Origin of the sequence: Dokdonella sp. (genome assembly GCF_035703485.1) — a bacterium.
GTDB lineage: Bacteria > Pseudomonadota > Gammaproteobacteria > Xanthomonadales > Rhodanobacteraceae > Dokdonella.
In genome coordinates this window covers 1-14,249 of record NZ_DASSYD010000174.1, presented here as the reverse complement: position 1 = coordinate 14,249, position 14,249 = coordinate 1, and the positions used below count along the sequence as shown (strand labels likewise).

Below are 14,249 nucleotides of genomic sequence, written 5' to 3'. Positions count from 1 at the left end.
AACTTGTCGCGTATTCCACAACTCTGGTTGTTTGCATCAGGCTTGCTGTGTGCTGTGGGTGCGCTCATGCACCTGGCACTGCCACTGGGTGGGCCCGACTGGTACCGTTTTGTCGGAGCTCCTCAAGGTCTGGTTGCAATGGCGGCGGCCGGTCTGGCACGTCCGCTAATTGCCTGCATCGCTATTGCGTGTGTCCTCGGTGTATTCACGAGCTACGCTTTTTCGGCACTTGGTTTTGTTCGGCGTTTGCCTGCGCTGCGCCCGGTGCTCTGCGTCATTGGCCTGATCCTGACTGCGCGCGCCGTGTGGCTGCCTTTTCTCGCGGTCACCGACCCGCACGCGCTGGAGCGCCTTTGCGGGCGCTGCAATGACCTCAATGTGTTTGTCGTCGCGACCTCGGTGCTGTGCCTGTTTATTGGCGCTGGCTATTTGCTCGGAGCGTGGCGCCCGGGCTCGAATGCCATGAGACAACGCTGATCCATCAGCACCAACTACATGGGGTCATCGGCGCTTGTTTCGGATTGCACGAATCGATGTTGATCGGCATTATCGGCCTGCGAAGCAGGCCAACAGCCAGGCGTTTCCGGGGTTGCTTCCTGGTGGTTAGAATTTCATCCGGGTAATACGACTTCTGGATTTCGCATGGTTTTCAGTTCGGTCACGTTCTTGTTTTTCTTTCTCCCGCTGACCCTGATTTTCTACCGATTGACCCGCCAGATTCGCTGGCAGAATGCGGTGCTGCTGGTGGCAAGCATCGTTTTCTACGCTTGGGGAGAGCCGCGTTTTGTGCCGGTTCTTGCTGCCTCTGTCGTCTTCTCTTGGGTCTGCGGCTTGGGAATTTCGCGCAGTGATGGGAGCAAACGCAGTCTTTGGCTCGGTGTTGGTGTCGGGTTGAATCTGCTCCTGCTGGTGGTTTTCAAATACGCCAACTTTGTTTTCGACAATTACAATAGTCTCGCTGTGGATGCGGGAATTCCGTCGCTTCACATTCCGTCGATTCCACTTGCCCTGGGTATCTCGTTCTTCGTTTTCCAGGCCATTTCCTATCTGGTCGACATCTATCGCGGTCAGGCCACGCCTGCGCGCAATCTGGGCAGCGTAGCCTTGTACATCTCGATGTTCCCGCAATTGATCGCCGGCCCCATCGTCCGCTACGCGAGTATTGACCGGCGTCTTCGTCAGCGCCTGCAATCGCCGGGACGCCGCAGCTACGGTTGGAAATTGTTCGTCATCGGCCTGGCGCAAAAGGTGCTGGTCGCCGATCAGGTGGCGATGATCGCCGACGCCACCTGGTTGCCCGCCTCATTGCATGCGCTGAATATCGGTCAGGCCTGGATCGGCCTTTGCGCCTACACGCTGCAAATCTATTTCGATTTTGCCGGGTACTCGAACATGGCCATTGGTATTGGCTTGATGTTCGGCTTTGGCTTTCCAAGAAACTTTCGTTTTCCCTATATCGCACGATCGGTTACCGAATTCTGGCGTCGCTGGCATATCAGTTTGTCGAGTTGGTTTCGCGACTATCTCTACATTCCTCTGGGAGGCAATCGCCACGGCGCATGGCGTACTTATCGAAATTTGCTGATCGTGTTTGTGTTGTGCGGGTTCTGGCACGGAGCAAGCTGGACGTTTCTGATCTGGGGTCTGCATCACGGGCTATTTCTGGTCGCCGAACGAACCCTGCTGCGCCGACCGATCAGGGCCGCGCCGGCATGGCTGCGCCACATCTACCTGATGCTGGTGGTCATGACGGGATGGGTATGGTTCCGCTCGGACACGATGGATCAGGCGATTGGAATGTTTCAGGTCTTGTTCGGTGTTGTTTCTCAATCCGGTGAGGCCTTGCTGATGGTCAATACAATCAATCCGCTGACCTTCACCGCGCTGCTCGCCGGAACGCTGTTTGCGCTCGATCTGCCGCGACGTTTGGGCGCTGCCATCCGCCTGCATTTTCCGCTCACATCGACCAATCCGGTTCTGCGTGTCACGTCGGAGCTCACCCTGGTTTCGCTGTTCGTGGCGGCGCTGAGCTTCGTCGCCAGCGGTGCTTTTAGTCCTTTCCTCTACTTCAGGTTCTGACAGATGATTCGGTCGCGACCCGACAATCGGATTCGGAACTGGCTATTCCTCGGCCTGCTGGTGATTCCCGGTATCGTGATGCTGTTGTCGCCCCGGCAGGACATCAGCCAGCGCGAAGCACGCAGCCTGGCAGTGAAGCCCGGTCTGGCCAAACTGATCGAACAGCCGTTTCAGTACACACCCTTGTGGGATACCTATTTGCAGGATCATTTTGGAATGCGTGACTGGTTGCTGGATATCAACGCCTGGATCCGCCGAACCCTGAAATCACCAGCATCAGGCAAGGCCATCGTTGGCAAACAGGGATGGTTGTTCTACGAAGAAGGCTTGCTGCCGACAGCGGAAACCAGGAATGAAGTCGAAGAGAAGGTCAGCCATCAGGTTGAGCTGATCCAGGCCATCGCCAATCGACTGGACCAACGCGGCATTCCGTTGCTCGTGGTGCCAACTCCCGACAAACACACGGTGTATCCCGAAAATCTTCCGGGCTGGCTGCACAAGCGTTCTGATTACCATGCGATGGATCAATTGATCAGCGGTATTCGCAGCAAAGGCATCAACGCCATCGACATCCGCGCTGTCCTGAAATCCAGCAAGGATCAGCAGCCCCTCTTTTTCCTGACCGACACGCACTGGACACCGATTGGTGCAGCGCTGGGCTTCAACGAAATCGCCCGATTGAGCGGCGGAGTGCTGAAACCGGTTGCGATTCCGACGGGTGCACAACAGGTGCCTGGCGCACCGCACGACCTGGCGCGAATGGCGGGTTTCGACGGCGAACCGCTGGACTGGGCCCTCCCGGGTTTCGTATCGAGTTATCCACATGCCGTACGCGAGGAGCTGAATGTTGCGGACCGCAGCCTGCAGGCGCCGTTTGTCCTGCATCGTGACGGTCCCGGCAGCAGAGTCCTGATCGTTGGCGATTCGTTCTCTGCCCACTGGCCGTTGTACGCACTGGAAAGCGCCAACACGGTGTATTGGAGCCATCACAATTCATGCCAAGCCGATTGGCCGAAACTGCTGTCACTCGACGTCGACCTGGTGATCTACCAGATGCTCGAAAGAACCATCGGCTGTCCGAATCTCGGCATGGAGTTCATGAAAACCTTTCGATCTGCGCCGAACTGACAGCGACGCATTCAGGGGGCACTCTTGCGTGGAAGAAACCAGGCAAGCAGTCCAATGGCTGGCAACCAGGCGCAGATTCGATAGACCGCTTCGATGCCGATATGGTCGGCAAGTTGACCGAGCACGGCGGCGCCGATGCCACCCATGCCAAACGCAAAACCAAAAAACAGACCTGAAATCATTCCGGTACGTCCCGGCACGAGTTCCTGGGCGAACACGAGGATGGCCGCAAATGCCGAGGCCAATACGAGGCCGATGACGATGGTCAGTACGGTCGTCCACAGCAGGTTGGCGTGCGGCAGCATCAGGGTGAATGGCAGCACGCCGAGGATTGATGCCCAGATCACATAGCGTCGGCCGATGCGGTCGCCGACCGGGCCGCCGATGATCGTGCCAGCGGCAACCGCGGCCAGAAAGATGAACAGGTGAACTTGCGAGGACTGCACGCTGACGCCGAATTTGTGCATCAGATAGAAGGTGTAATAGCTCGAAAGGCTGGCCAGATAAAAGTATTTGGAGAAGATCAGCAAGCCGAGTACGACGAGGGCGGTGATGACCTGGCGGCGCGTGTAGGCAAGTTCGCCAGCTACGCGTACGGCAGGTCGACGCAGATTCGGGATCTGCAGGCGATACCAGCGTCCGATGCGAGTCAGCAGAATGATCGCAATCATCGCCGCGAGGGCAAACCAGGCAATGCTGGACTGGCCGCGTGGCATGATGATGAAGGCGGCAAGCAGGGGACCGAGCGCCGACCCGACATTGCCGCCGACCTGAAACAGCGACTGCGCCAATCCATGGCGTCCGCCCGAGGCAAGTCGTGCAATGCGCGAGGATTCGGGGTGAAACACGGCCGAACCGGTGCCGATCATCGCCGCAGCAATGAGCAGAATCGGGAATGTCGGCGCGCGCGAAAGGATCAGAAGACCAATCAGCGTCGAGGCCATGCCAATCGCCAGCGACCAGGGCTTCGGGTGTCGGTCGGTCAGCGCGCCGATCATGGGTTGCAGCAGCGAAGCGGTAATCTGGAAGGTCAGCGTGATCAGTCCGATCTGGCCAAAATCGAGGGCGAATCTGGATTTCAGCAACGGATAGATCGCCGGCAGAACCGATTGAATCAGATCGTTGAGCAGATGACAGAAGCTGAGCATGGCCAAAACCGGAAACGCCGTCGAGGCATTCACCGTCGGCGTTGAGCCGCCCTGCGAGCCGGAGATGACTTCAGCGGGTATCGACATGAGGGCGCGTGATCCTGTTCATACGGTGGTGACCGGTCGCAGACCGCACGGCAACTTTCTGCGCGGGACCCGTCGAATGTGATTGCGCATTATCGATGACGACGGCCGCCGCGTGCATGGGCCGGTTTGCATGCAGCGCGAAATTCGGAGATATGGTTTCTCGCGCCATTCCCGGCCTGAGTCTGATGACTGTCAGGCATGTGGACGGTATCAATAGAGCACATGCTCGATCACAAGCTGCTATTGATGTTGGCTGGACAGCTTCGTGTCCGCTCTGGAGTCAAACGGTCATGCTCCGCTTTTCCCCAATACGGGCTGCTGATCTGCGTGCCTATACGCAACTGGCAACCGATGCCACGCTCGCGGTCACCAATCTGCTCGAAAACATGCATCACAATGTGTCGCGCCTGCCGGGCGTGTTCGGTGAGGCAACCGAAGAGCCGGCACGCGGTATCACCGGTTTCGTCTACCGCAGCATTCGTGGCGTTACGCGTACGGTTGGCAGTGGCGTCGACAACATCCTCCGTGTGGTCGCCCCGCAAACGCTGCCGGAGGATGTCTCCTTGCAGCGTGAAATCCTGATCTCCGTGCTCAACGGAGTAGTTGGCGATTATCTGGTTTCGACGAACAATCCCCTGCAGATTGCCATGCAACTGCGTCGTGACGGCATACCACTGCAACTTGAGCGCGAAGCCTTGTCCGCAACCATTCCCGCCGCGACCGGAAAAATTCTGGTCCTTGCCCACGGCCTGTGCATGTCCGATCTGCAATGGCGTCGGCGTGGACACGATCATGGCCAGCAACTGGCCGATGAGCTCGGCTACACGCCGGTGTATCTGCACTACAACAGTGGCCTGCACATCTCGACCAATGGGCATGAGTTTTCGCAGAATCTCGAAGCGCTGATCGCGGCATGGCCGGTTGCGGTCGAGCAGCTTGTGATAGTCGGTTACAGCATGGGTGGACTGGTTGCGCGCAGTGCCTGCGAAGATGCGCGCAGAACCGGCAAGTCCTGGATTCAACACCTGCGTGATCTTGTCTTTGTCGGCACGCCACACGATGGCTCACCGCTGGAGCGATCCGGCAATCGCCTCGATACCATTCTTGGATCAAGCCCGTACACGGTTGCCTTGTCGCGACTCGGCAAGTTGCGCAGTGCCGGTATCACCGACCTTCGCCATGCCAGCCTGGATGATGCGGAATGGCAGGATCACGATCGATTCCGCGATCAGGTGAGGCGCAACGAAGCATTGCCGCTGCCCAGGGATGTGCGCTGCTATGCGATCGCCGGCTCGCTTGGCAAAAAGCCCGGCGCGCTCAGTGAGCGCCTTGCCGGCGATGGCTTGGTGCCGTTGTACAGCGCCCTCGGTTTGCACCGCAATCCCAAACGCAACCTCAAGCTTCCCGAATCACGGCGCAAGGTCATCTACAAGACCAATCACCTTGACCTGCTTGGTAGCCAGGAGGCCTACGCGCATATCAGCGCGTGGCTTGGCGCACTGGAAAAGCCTGGCCGGATTGCACGCGAGTCCGAAGCTCATTTGCCAGCAAAGATCGATCAATGACAGTTGCGCCGCTTGATCAGCATTTCCTTAAAAGTGAACATTGAGCAACATGCCGACCAGGTTTGCATCGTAGCTTTGCGGGCCGCCATCGGTATAGACGCGATGATCGATTACTGGCTGGCTATCAAAGCCAACATAGTGCCAGTCGCTGAAACTCGCCCGCTCGTAATAGTTGAACAGTTTCAGTGAAACGTTTTCGATCAACGGAATTGTCACCCCAAGGGTCAACGAGTTGACCCGATAGATCATCGCCGGAAACTCGCCATTGCCAGGGCCGGGCCCAACGCTGTTCGGGTAGGCGAGGGCCGCAGGCGAAGCATAGCTGTAGCGATCCGTGCCGCGCGAATAGACCGTGTTCCAGTTCAGGTCGAGTCGAACCTTGGCGATGCGTTGGGTGAAGTTGATGCCGCCGTAGTAGTCGCGTTGCTTGTCACGCATTTTCCAGACGCCATCGAGCGGGTAAGTGGGGCCGCCAAGCGTCGGATCAGCACCGGCACCGCCCGCTTGATCCTGCACATTGGCAAGATTGAGTTGTGACTGGTCGGCTGCCACATAGGCGCTGAGATTCGAGCCGTTGGCGGGTTGCCACTCCCATTGCAGGGTGGCGCCCCAGGTGTCGTAGTCCTGGCGACCCAAGGTTGCATCGTAGGAATTTCTATCCAGACGCAGGCTTGCGCTGAGCGTCATGTCATCGCGGGGCATGATGGTTGCCATGACATTCAGCTTTTCCTGGTCGCGACTCGAAACATCGTATTTCCGAATCGCGTCGACCGTGTGCGCAGGCACACCTGTCGGTGGCGCCACATAGCCCGGCAGACTGCTTGAGAAAGTGAAGTCGTACGGATCGTAATTGTATCGATCTCCGTTCTGACGAATCACATTGAAATTGGTGCGCAGGGTCAACCAGTCAAGTCCACGATTGACCCAGGTCAGCTTGATGCTGTTGGTGTCTACACGCTTGCGTTCGCGGTTGGTCGGTTCGAACAGGTTGTAACTGTACGTCGCGCCAAGTGTGTTCTTGTCGTCGAGGCGCCAATCCGCACCAACGCTTGCATCGGTGGTTTGCATGTCCAGTGGCAGGCTGCGCACGCGAGTCAGGGTCGAGGGCGAAGTCAGCGGATTCCACAGCCCGATTTCTCCCGGAACCACGCTTCCCTGTGAGCCATTTTCGGCGATATAGCCGTAGTCCCCGGTCAACGGATTGTAGGAAATATAGACGTTGCGGTAGTCCTCACGGTTGTAGCGCACGTTGCCGTGGACGCTGATATCGGTCGTCGGCCGGAGTGAAATTCGCGCGTCGACCAGGCTAGTGTCGATGCGCATGCCACCGCGCTTTTGCGACAATGCATCAGTCGTGTTCCAGTTGTCACAACTGAACAGGAGCGGGTTTTGCGGGCCAAGTTCAAGGCTGCCACCAAGACCGATGCCGAACACTCCCTGACAATCAATCGGTGCAATCAGTTTGTCGTTTTGCGACATGCGCCCAGCGGATGCAGTCACCGAAAACTCACCGTTCATCGGTATTTTTCGTGTAAAGCTGGCGCGAATATTATTGTAATTGTTGTCCGGCTCAGTCGACATCTGGCCCTGATAGATCGGTGCGGATACGGCACCCGGTACGACGGGATAGAGCGAGTAGGGTGATTCAAACGTGTAGCGCGTATTCTGATCCCGATAGAACGAGCCTTGATAGCCGAACTCCATGCGCCAGACCTTGCCTGCGTAGCGAACTCCGCCATTGAAATTCATGGTGCTGTCGTCAATTGGCTTTGGCGTCTCGAATACGCCGCCATTCCCCGGAAACGGAAAGTTGAAGAAAAACGGACCTCCGTAGGGGCGTGCCCCCTTGCGTTGTTCGTTGCTTGCGGTGACGTAAGCAGTCCACTGTGGTGTCAGGAAAACGCTGTAGGCGAGGCCTTGTTTCTCCCTGCGGACCGAGAGACGACCATCGCCGGCAGCGGCTGATGCGGCGGCCACTTGCTCGGGAGTGCTGCCTCCTGCGGTCAGTCCATCGGCCACGGTCAGTGTATTGCTGCCGACGCCGTTCCATATCGAGCGAAAGTTGTTCGACAGCACGTTTGGCATGTCACGCAGGAAAGCCTGCACCTTGTAGCTGCCGGCGCGACCGAAGACTGCCTGAAAGTAGGCGTCATCATCACTGATGCGGCTGGCGCGCACGTTTACGTAGCTGCCGTCTGCCGCGCGCTCCGCACTGAATTCCAGCAGTCCGAGAATGAAGCCACTGTCCCAGTCGACATAGCGGTTCCACCATGCGTTGCGATCATCGCCGCTGGTACTGACCAGACCGAACTGGATGACGCCATAGGTATCCCAGTCACCTCGCTTTTTGATCAGCGGCGGTGGCGAAGGGCAGTTGTAAAGATTGCCGGTTGGTGAGCGTCGCTGGCCAGGCGCCATCAACGAGGTGCCACGTGGATCGCAACCGGCAATGTGCGCCCCGGCATTCGGATCGAGCTTGTTGCCAAGCCAGGTATCAACGCCGACACCGCTGTCGGCGAAGGCGGGCAAAGCGAGCAAAATCGCTGCCGCCAACGGTAGTTTTCGCAACAAGGTGTGCAAACGATGTGGACTCATGATCGTTCTCCCCGTCGTTATTCGTGGAAGCGAGAACCGGAAGGTGCATTCGAGCCATGAATGTTGGCATGGCAAGTCAGGCAGGCGCGTCCCATGATGCGTTCGTCGGGATTGTTGCCGGTTGCCAGTGAATTGGGCGTCTGCAGATCATTCGGATGACGCTGGTGCGAATGGCACTGCTGGCACAGGAAAGGTACCGGTGCGACAAGCAGGGCATGCTGGTTGGATCCATGCGGGGTATGGCAGTTGAGGCAGCTCTCGCGCACTGGCGCATGTTCGAATATGAATGGTCCGCGCTTCTCGGCATGACACTGGTAACAGGTTTCGTTGACGGTGTTGGTCTTCAGCAGCGGCTTGGTGATCGAGCCATGCGGATTGTGGCAATCGTCACAACTCATTTGCGCTTCCGGCAAGGGCATGTGCGAGCGCCGGTTGAATTGCAGGCGGATGTCCTTGTGACACTGCGCACAGGTGTCGTTGATGGAGGCCTTGGCCATCGAACCCTCAGCCGAAAACTTGGCCATGGGGTTGTGGCAATCACTGCAGGAAAGACCATTGCGTTGATGGATCGAGCCGGACCAGTGATCGCGCGGCCCGCCCTCGTGGCAGGTCAGGCAGGTGCGTGTCTGCACGCCGATCGGTGTGCCGGAATTCTTCGTGTAGCCAAGGATCAGGCCCTTGGTCGTTGGTGCCGCAACATGTGCCGAACCCGGCCCGTGACAGGTTTCGCATACCGGAATCGAGGGGTCGGACTTTTTCGCTGCATGCAAGCCGAGTGCGTGGAAGGTATGCGTGAAGTGCTCACTCTCAAGCTGATGGCAGGCGATGCAAACGGTTTCGCCAACCGCTGTCGCATCATCTGGCGCGTTCGGATTTTTCGCGACATGCGCGTTTGCGAAGCCTGGCGCGACACCAAACAGGCTGGAGTCCTTGCGGACATCAGTGCCGGACAGATTGGTTGATGGCAGGTCGGTTGCCAGCTGCCCACGCGCCTGCTCGGCACCAGCCAATGAAGCGCAGAGAGCGGAGAACAGGATCACGAGCGCAGATGCGAGTACGGCGCCACTTCTCGGAATACGTTTCATATGCGTTGATTCTCCCGGTTTGGTCCGATCGTCGCTGCCTGGCTCCGTTGGCAGCGAACGCAGAATCGGATGCATTCCCTCATTCCGATTCCTGCTCGATTCTGCAGGCGTATCGGCAGCAAAGACAGGCCGAAACCGCGAATTCATTGTTCGGATTTCGAAACAGTCCTATGGTGTTGCCTTCCAAGATGGAGGTCGCGTAATGAGGGATCTCAACAACCTGATGTATTTTGCAAAAATCGTCGAATACGGCAGCTTGAGTGCGGCAGGCAATGCTCTTGGCGTTTCAAAATCCGTCCTGAGTCAGCATTTGGCCAAGCTCGAATCCGAGCTGGGTGTGCGCCTGATTCAGCGCTCTACGCGCAAGCTCCAGGTGACCGAGCTGGGTTTGCGTTACTACGATCAGTGCGTCGATGTTCTGCGTCAGATCGAGCTTGCGGATCGGGTCATTGATGAAGCGCGAAGCACACCCCGTGGCCTGGTGCGCATGACCAGCCCGATCAATTTCAGCCAGATGTTTCTGGCCCCGCTGCTCTCGAAGTTTCTGCTCGAGAATCCCGAGATCGAGGTTCTTCTCGATATCACCAACAGGGAAATTGACCTGATCGCAGAAGACTTCGATCTCGCTCTCAATATCTCCCCGCGCGTGCGCACGTCATCGCAGATCGTTCGTTCGTTCCCGTTGCCGCGTCACCTGCTGGTGGCGAGCAAGAGTTTCGTCGCAGAGCACGGGTTGCCGAAAGTGCCCGAAGATCTGCGCGGTCTGCCCTGTGTCGGAGGTATTCAGGGGATCTCTGGCGGAGGACGCGAAATTTGGGAGTTGGTCAATACAAAAGGCGAGGTCCGCAACATCGTGCACCGTCCAAGACTGCTCACCGAAGATCTTTTCGTGCTCAAATCTGCGGCGTTGGCGGGTTGCGGGATTGCCGAGCTGCCGCCTGTCAGTTGTCGTGGAGAGCTCATGGATGGCTCACTGGTCCATCTGCTGCCAGGCTGGAATCTGCCTGAAATGCATCTGAATGCAGTCTTCTCGACACGAGAGGGCTTACCCAATGCGGTGCGCAAGTTTATCGACTACTTGTCGGATCGGCTGGACAAGACGCTCGATGATTCGAGTCTCGGCACGATGCGTTTGAGCATGGTTCCGCTTTCGCAGGTACGTGCATCGTCAGGATCGAAAGTCGCATTGTGATGGATGCGACACTTGGTCAGCGCCGCGGCTTGCGTGGTCCGGGTGCTGATTGCTTGCCCTGGCGCGCATCGATTTCATCGATCCAGCCTGCGCATGAATCCGGAAAGGCATCGGCGTAAGGAACGTAGGGCTTGATGTCGAGAATTGGCGTGCCATCGAGCAGATCGATGCCACTGACGCGCAATGCCCGCTCTTCGACGCCGATCAACTTGACTGCCGAGAGTCCCAACGCGTTGGGACGATGCGGTGAGCGCGTCGCCAGCACACTGCGCTTGCCGCCACCTCGGGGTGGGCGGACTTCGGCTTTCCAGCCCTCGCTGCGATGAAAGAGAAAGATCAGCCAGATGCGCTCGAAGCCGGCAAGGTCGCGATAGGCCTCAACGGGAATGGCATCGACAAATTCGATTCTTGCCGTGGCTGACTCGCCGGTTTCGGTGCCTTCGGTCACGGTCGGCTGATGCGGTGCGTCGATGCGCTGTGCGTAGGGCGAGCGGACAAAGGCGATCGCGTTCATCGACGCTGGCGTTTTGAGAGTCATGGGTTCTGATCGCGGTCGACAAGGGGGTTGATCGTACGCAGCAGTTCGCATTCCTGCCAATCCGTCCTACCATTCGGTTTTGACCTTCAGGATTAAATCGACATGAGCCAGATTGCCGTCCCCGTTTCCTATGGCGAGTTGATTGACAAGATCACGATTCTCGAAATCAAGTCCGAACGTATCGGCAACCCCGAAAAGCTCGCCAACGTGCGCACCGAGCTCGATTTGTTGAATCAAACCTGGAATGCCGATCCGTCGGCGGCGACCGATATCAGCACCGAGCGCGCAAAGCTGCGGGAAGTCAACGAAGCCCTGTGGGATATCGAGGATCACATCCGGGTCAAGGAGAAGGCCAAGGCTTTCGATGCGGAATTCGTCGAACTGGCGCGTTCGGTTTACTTCCGCAATGACGATCGTGCCGCCTACAAGCGCGAAATCAACGAGAAGCTTGGCTCAACCCTGGTCGAAGAAAAGTCCTACGAGAACTATCGCTGACATGACTGCCAGGCGAGCCGCCTGCTTGATTGCAGCGGGCTTGCTGCTCGTAATCGTTGTTTCCAGTCCGTCGCTGCACAAGTTGATGAAGCAAGCCATGATCGAATCGGCAGGAGCACAATCAATGGATCGTGCCCTGGCGGCCGAGGCGCGGGTAAAACCCGCACTTGAACGCGATCTCGACAAAGTTGGATTGCGGTTTGGTGCACGGGTGTTCATGCGTATCTTCAAGCGTGAGAAAGCGCTGGAGCTATGGATGGAAGGCGATGCGGGTCGCTATCAGTTGTTTCGCAGCTACCCGATTTGCACCTGGTCGGGCGCTCTCGGGCCCAAGCAGCGCGAGGGAGACAGGCAGGCACCCGAAGGCTTCTATCGCGTCGGGGCAGGGCAGCTCAATGCACAAAGTCGTTTCCATCTTTCCTTCAATCTCGGCTATCCGAATGCCTACGACCGTGCGCATTCGCGTACTGGCTCGTTCCTGATGGTTCACGGTGCCTGTGTCTCGATTGGCTGCTACGCAATGGGTGATGACGGCATCGAGGAAATCTTTACACTGGCCGCGGCCGCATTGCGTAACGGTCAGCTTCAATTCGATGTGCACGCGTTTCCGTTCCGTCTGGACCAGGCCAGCCTTGACGCGGAAAGCGCGTCTCCATGGCATGGATTCTGGAGCGAGCTGAAACCTGCGTATGATAAATTCGAGCGCACCCGCCTTCCGCCGCGTATCGAGGTGCGTGATCGGCACTATTTAGTCACGGAGGCCTGATGTCCGAAGCGATGGGGATGAGTATCGAGCTGCTGGATGAGCTGTGCCAGAACTGGCCCGGCGCGACACGTGCGATGAAGTGGGACGTCGATCTGGTCTGGAGCGTATCCGGCAAGATGTTCGTGGTGATGTGCGCACTCGGGCCGGATCGCGGTCGCCTGAGTTTCAAGGTCGGCAATGAGCGTTTTCTGGAAATGACCGACCGGCCCGGTATCACCACGGCTCCGTACATGGCCCGCGCCTACTGGGTCAGCATCAACGAGACGAGCGACTTCAGCGAGGCCGAGTTGGCCAATCATGTGCGTCAGTCCTACGAGCTGGTGCGTGCCGGCTTGCCGAAGAAGATCCAGCGCCAGCTTGGCGTGACCCTGGCCTGAAGCGAAACGACATCGACAAAACTCCGCGCCCTGGGCAGCGCGGCTCCATCAACAACTAGAGCGGAATAACCATGGCAGGCCAAGGCAACTCGATACGCGCGATTTTCTTTGCACTGGGCGCGAACTTCACGATATTCGTAGCCAAACTCATCGCCGCCGTGATGACCGGCTCGGGTGCCATGCTGGCCGAGGCCGTCCACTCAATGGCCGATTGCGGCAACCAGGTTCTGCTGCTGTTCGGCATTCGCCAGGCGAAGAAGCCGCCATCGCCGGATTACCCGTTGGGCTACGGCAAAGCCGTTTATTTCTGGTCCTTCCTCGTGGCTCTGATGTTGTTCAGTGTTGGCGGCATGTTTTCCTTGTATGAAGGCTGGCACAAGCTGTCGTCGGATGTGCCGCTGACCTCGCCGTGGATCGCAATCGGCGTGCTGATCTTCAGCATCATCGTTGAAGGTGTTTCGATGCGCGCATGCCTGATCGAGGTCAACAAGGCTCGCGGTGAGCAGAATCTCTGGCAATGGTTCCGGCAATCGCGCCAGGCCGAATTGGTGGTGATCTTTGGTGAGGATCTGGCTGCCTTGCTAGGCCTGGTGTTTGCCTTGATTGCAGTCGTACTGTCAATGCTGACCGGCAACCCGCTCTGGGATGCACTCGGAACCCTGGCCATTGGCGGCTTGCTGATCATTGTCGCGATCCTGATTTCAATCGAAGTCAAGGCGATGCTGATCGGTCAGGGCGTTGATCCACGGAGGCTTGCGAGCATCCGCGAATTTCTGCAGCAGCGACCGGAGATCGAGACCCTCTACAACCTGTTGACCCTGCAGCTCGGCAATGACGTCATGGTTTCGGTCAAGGCGAAGATGCAGGGAGAATTGTCCGCGAGCGGTTTGGTTGCGCAGATCAATGCAATCGAACGCGAGCTCAAGCGTCGCTTTCCCGAGGTTCGATTCAGTTTCTTCGAGCCGGATGTGGATGACAGCAACTAGTAGACCCGGACGCCAACTCCGATTTGCACGCGTGGTTTCTTGTCGAACATGAATCCCCACGGCCACACGGTTACCTCGCGCGCCCGAACCAGGGGAAACAAGTAGTCGTGCTGGTCAACCTGGCCAGCACGCGTTCCTGAAACAACGCCGAGCGCGCTCAGGTGTCGGCCGACGGGATAGTCGAGCGGTTCGACGAAGCCCGGGAGGA

The 14,249-nt window shown here is 57.9% G+C and carries 14 protein-coding genes; 9 read left to right on the top strand and 5 right to left on the bottom strand.

Annotated elements, in window-relative coordinates; genetic code table 11:
* The 3 genes from VFN25_RS13505 to VFN25_RS13495 form a co-directional block, all read left to right on the top strand.
* Positions 1-477: hypothetical protein (locus VFN25_RS13505; RefSeq protein WP_325142777.1), on the top strand; the 477-nt coding region annotated here is incomplete at its 5' end.
* 165 nt (positions 478-642) lie between these two features.
* On the top strand, positions 643-2,079 hold the full coding sequence (locus VFN25_RS13500; RefSeq protein ID WP_325142775.1) for an MBOAT family O-acyltransferase: 1,437 nt from the start codon (positions 643-645) through the stop codon (positions 2,077-2,079).
* 3 nt (positions 2,080-2,082) lie between these two features.
* A complete protein-coding gene (locus VFN25_RS13495; protein ID WP_325142773.1) occupies positions 2,083-3,207 on the top strand; it encodes an alginate O-acetyltransferase AlgX-related protein in 1,125 nt (374 codons plus the stop codon).
* An 11-nt stretch (positions 3,208-3,218) separates the two neighbouring features.
* Here the strand turns inward: VFN25_RS13495 and VFN25_RS13490 are convergent, their stop codons facing one another.
* Complete coding sequence (locus tag VFN25_RS13490) at positions 3,219-4,442, bottom strand: MFS transporter (protein WP_325142771.1); 1,224 nt, start codon at positions 4,440-4,442, stop codon at positions 3,219-3,221.
* 290 nt (positions 4,443-4,732) lie between these two features.
* Between VFN25_RS13490 and VFN25_RS13485 the strand changes: the two genes are divergently transcribed.
* Entirely contained in the window at positions 4,733-6,007 is a 1,275-nt protein-coding gene (locus tag VFN25_RS13485) for an alpha/beta hydrolase (RefSeq protein WP_325142770.1), read from the top strand.
* 27 nt (positions 6,008-6,034) lie between these two features.
* Here VFN25_RS13485 and VFN25_RS13480 read toward each other — a convergent pair whose 3' ends face one another.
* Positions 6,035-8,602: an MtrB/PioB family outer membrane beta-barrel protein gene (locus VFN25_RS13480; RefSeq protein WP_325142768.1), complete on the bottom strand. Its 2,568-nt coding sequence runs from the start codon at positions 8,600-8,602 to the stop codon at positions 6,035-6,037.
* A 17-nt stretch (positions 8,603-8,619) separates the two neighbouring features.
* Complete coding sequence (locus VFN25_RS13475; protein ID WP_325142767.1) at positions 8,620-9,687, bottom strand: DmsE family decaheme c-type cytochrome; 1,068 nt, start codon at positions 9,685-9,687, stop codon at positions 8,620-8,622.
* 202 nt (positions 9,688-9,889) lie between these two features.
* Here VFN25_RS13475 and VFN25_RS13470 point away from each other — a divergent pair, with 202 nt between their 5' ends.
* Positions 9,890-10,879 carry a LysR substrate-binding domain-containing protein gene (locus tag VFN25_RS13470; protein WP_325142765.1) on the top strand — a complete coding sequence of 330 codons (990 nt, stop codon included), beginning with the start codon at positions 9,890-9,892 and terminating at the stop codon, positions 10,877-10,879.
* Positions 10,880-10,895: 16 nt separating this feature from the next.
* Here the strand turns inward: VFN25_RS13470 and tsaA are convergent, their stop codons facing one another.
* Positions 10,896-11,417: a tRNA (N6-threonylcarbamoyladenosine(37)-N6)-methyltransferase TrmO gene (gene tsaA, locus VFN25_RS13465; RefSeq protein ID WP_325142763.1), complete on the bottom strand. Its 522-nt coding sequence runs from the start codon at positions 11,415-11,417 to the stop codon at positions 10,896-10,898.
* Positions 11,418-11,519: 102 nt separating this feature from the next.
* Here tsaA and VFN25_RS13460 point away from each other — a divergent pair, with 102 nt between their 5' ends.
* The 4 genes from VFN25_RS13460 (at position 11,520) to VFN25_RS13445 (ending at position 14,041) form a co-directional block, all read left to right on the top strand.
* Complete coding sequence (locus VFN25_RS13460; RefSeq protein ID WP_325142761.1) at positions 11,520-11,912, top strand: DUF6165 family protein; 393 nt, start codon at positions 11,520-11,522, stop codon at positions 11,910-11,912.
* 1 nt (position 11,913) lies between these two features.
* Positions 11,914-12,678: a murein L,D-transpeptidase family protein gene (locus tag VFN25_RS13455; RefSeq protein WP_325142759.1), complete on the top strand. Its 765-nt coding sequence runs from the start codon at positions 11,914-11,916 to the stop codon at positions 12,676-12,678.
* On the top strand, positions 12,678-13,055 hold the full coding sequence (locus tag VFN25_RS13450; RefSeq protein WP_325142756.1) for an MmcQ/YjbR family DNA-binding protein: 378 nt from the start codon (positions 12,678-12,680) through the stop codon (positions 13,053-13,055). The genes VFN25_RS13455 and VFN25_RS13450 overlap by 1 nt, the downstream gene beginning before the upstream one ends.
* Before the next feature lie 71 nt (positions 13,056-13,126).
* Positions 13,127-14,041: a cation diffusion facilitator family transporter gene (locus VFN25_RS13445; RefSeq protein ID WP_325142754.1), complete on the top strand. Its 915-nt coding sequence runs from the start codon at positions 13,127-13,129 to the stop codon at positions 14,039-14,041.
* Here VFN25_RS13445 and VFN25_RS13440 read toward each other — a convergent pair.
* Positions 14,038-14,249: Slp family lipoprotein (locus VFN25_RS13440; RefSeq protein WP_325142752.1), on the bottom strand; the 212-nt coding region annotated here is incomplete at its 5' end. The genes VFN25_RS13445 and VFN25_RS13440 overlap by 4 nt on opposite strands.

What these genes read in the sequence shown, in the direction of transcription:
- VFN25_RS13500 (WP_325142775.1), top strand. Translation starts at nt 643, where the DNA reads ATGGTTTTCAGTTCGGTCACGTTCTTGTTTTTCTTTCTCCCGCTGACC.
- VFN25_RS13475 (WP_325142767.1), bottom strand. Translation starts at nt 9,687, where the DNA reads ATGAAACGTATTCCGAGAAGTGGCGCCGTACTCGCATCTGCGCTCGTG.
- VFN25_RS13485 (WP_325142770.1), top strand. Translation starts at nt 4,733, where the DNA reads ATGCTCCGCTTTTCCCCAATACGGGCTGCTGATCTGCGTGCCTATACG.
- VFN25_RS13480 (WP_325142768.1), bottom strand. Translation starts at nt 8,602, where the DNA reads ATGAGTCCACATCGTTTGCACACCTTGTTGCGAAAACTACCGTTGGCG.
- tsaA (WP_325142763.1), bottom strand. Translation starts at nt 11,417, where the DNA reads ATGACTCTCAAAACGCCAGCGTCGATGAACGCGATCGCCTTTGTCCGC.
- VFN25_RS13490 (WP_325142771.1), bottom strand. Translation starts at nt 4,442, where the DNA reads ATGTCGATACCCGCTGAAGTCATCTCCGGCTCGCAGGGCGGCTCAACG.
- VFN25_RS13455 (WP_325142759.1), top strand. Translation starts at nt 11,914, where the DNA reads ATGACTGCCAGGCGAGCCGCCTGCTTGATTGCAGCGGGCTTGCTGCTC.
- VFN25_RS13445 (WP_325142754.1), top strand. Translation starts at nt 13,127, where the DNA reads ATGGCAGGCCAAGGCAACTCGATACGCGCGATTTTCTTTGCACTGGGC.
- VFN25_RS13495 (WP_325142773.1), top strand. Translation starts at nt 2,083, where the DNA reads ATGATTCGGTCGCGACCCGACAATCGGATTCGGAACTGGCTATTCCTC.
- VFN25_RS13470 (WP_325142765.1), top strand. Translation starts at nt 9,890, where the DNA reads ATGAGGGATCTCAACAACCTGATGTATTTTGCAAAAATCGTCGAATAC.
- VFN25_RS13460 (WP_325142761.1), top strand. Translation starts at nt 11,520, where the DNA reads ATGAGCCAGATTGCCGTCCCCGTTTCCTATGGCGAGTTGATTGACAAG.
- VFN25_RS13450 (WP_325142756.1), top strand. Translation starts at nt 12,678, where the DNA reads ATGTCCGAAGCGATGGGGATGAGTATCGAGCTGCTGGATGAGCTGTGC.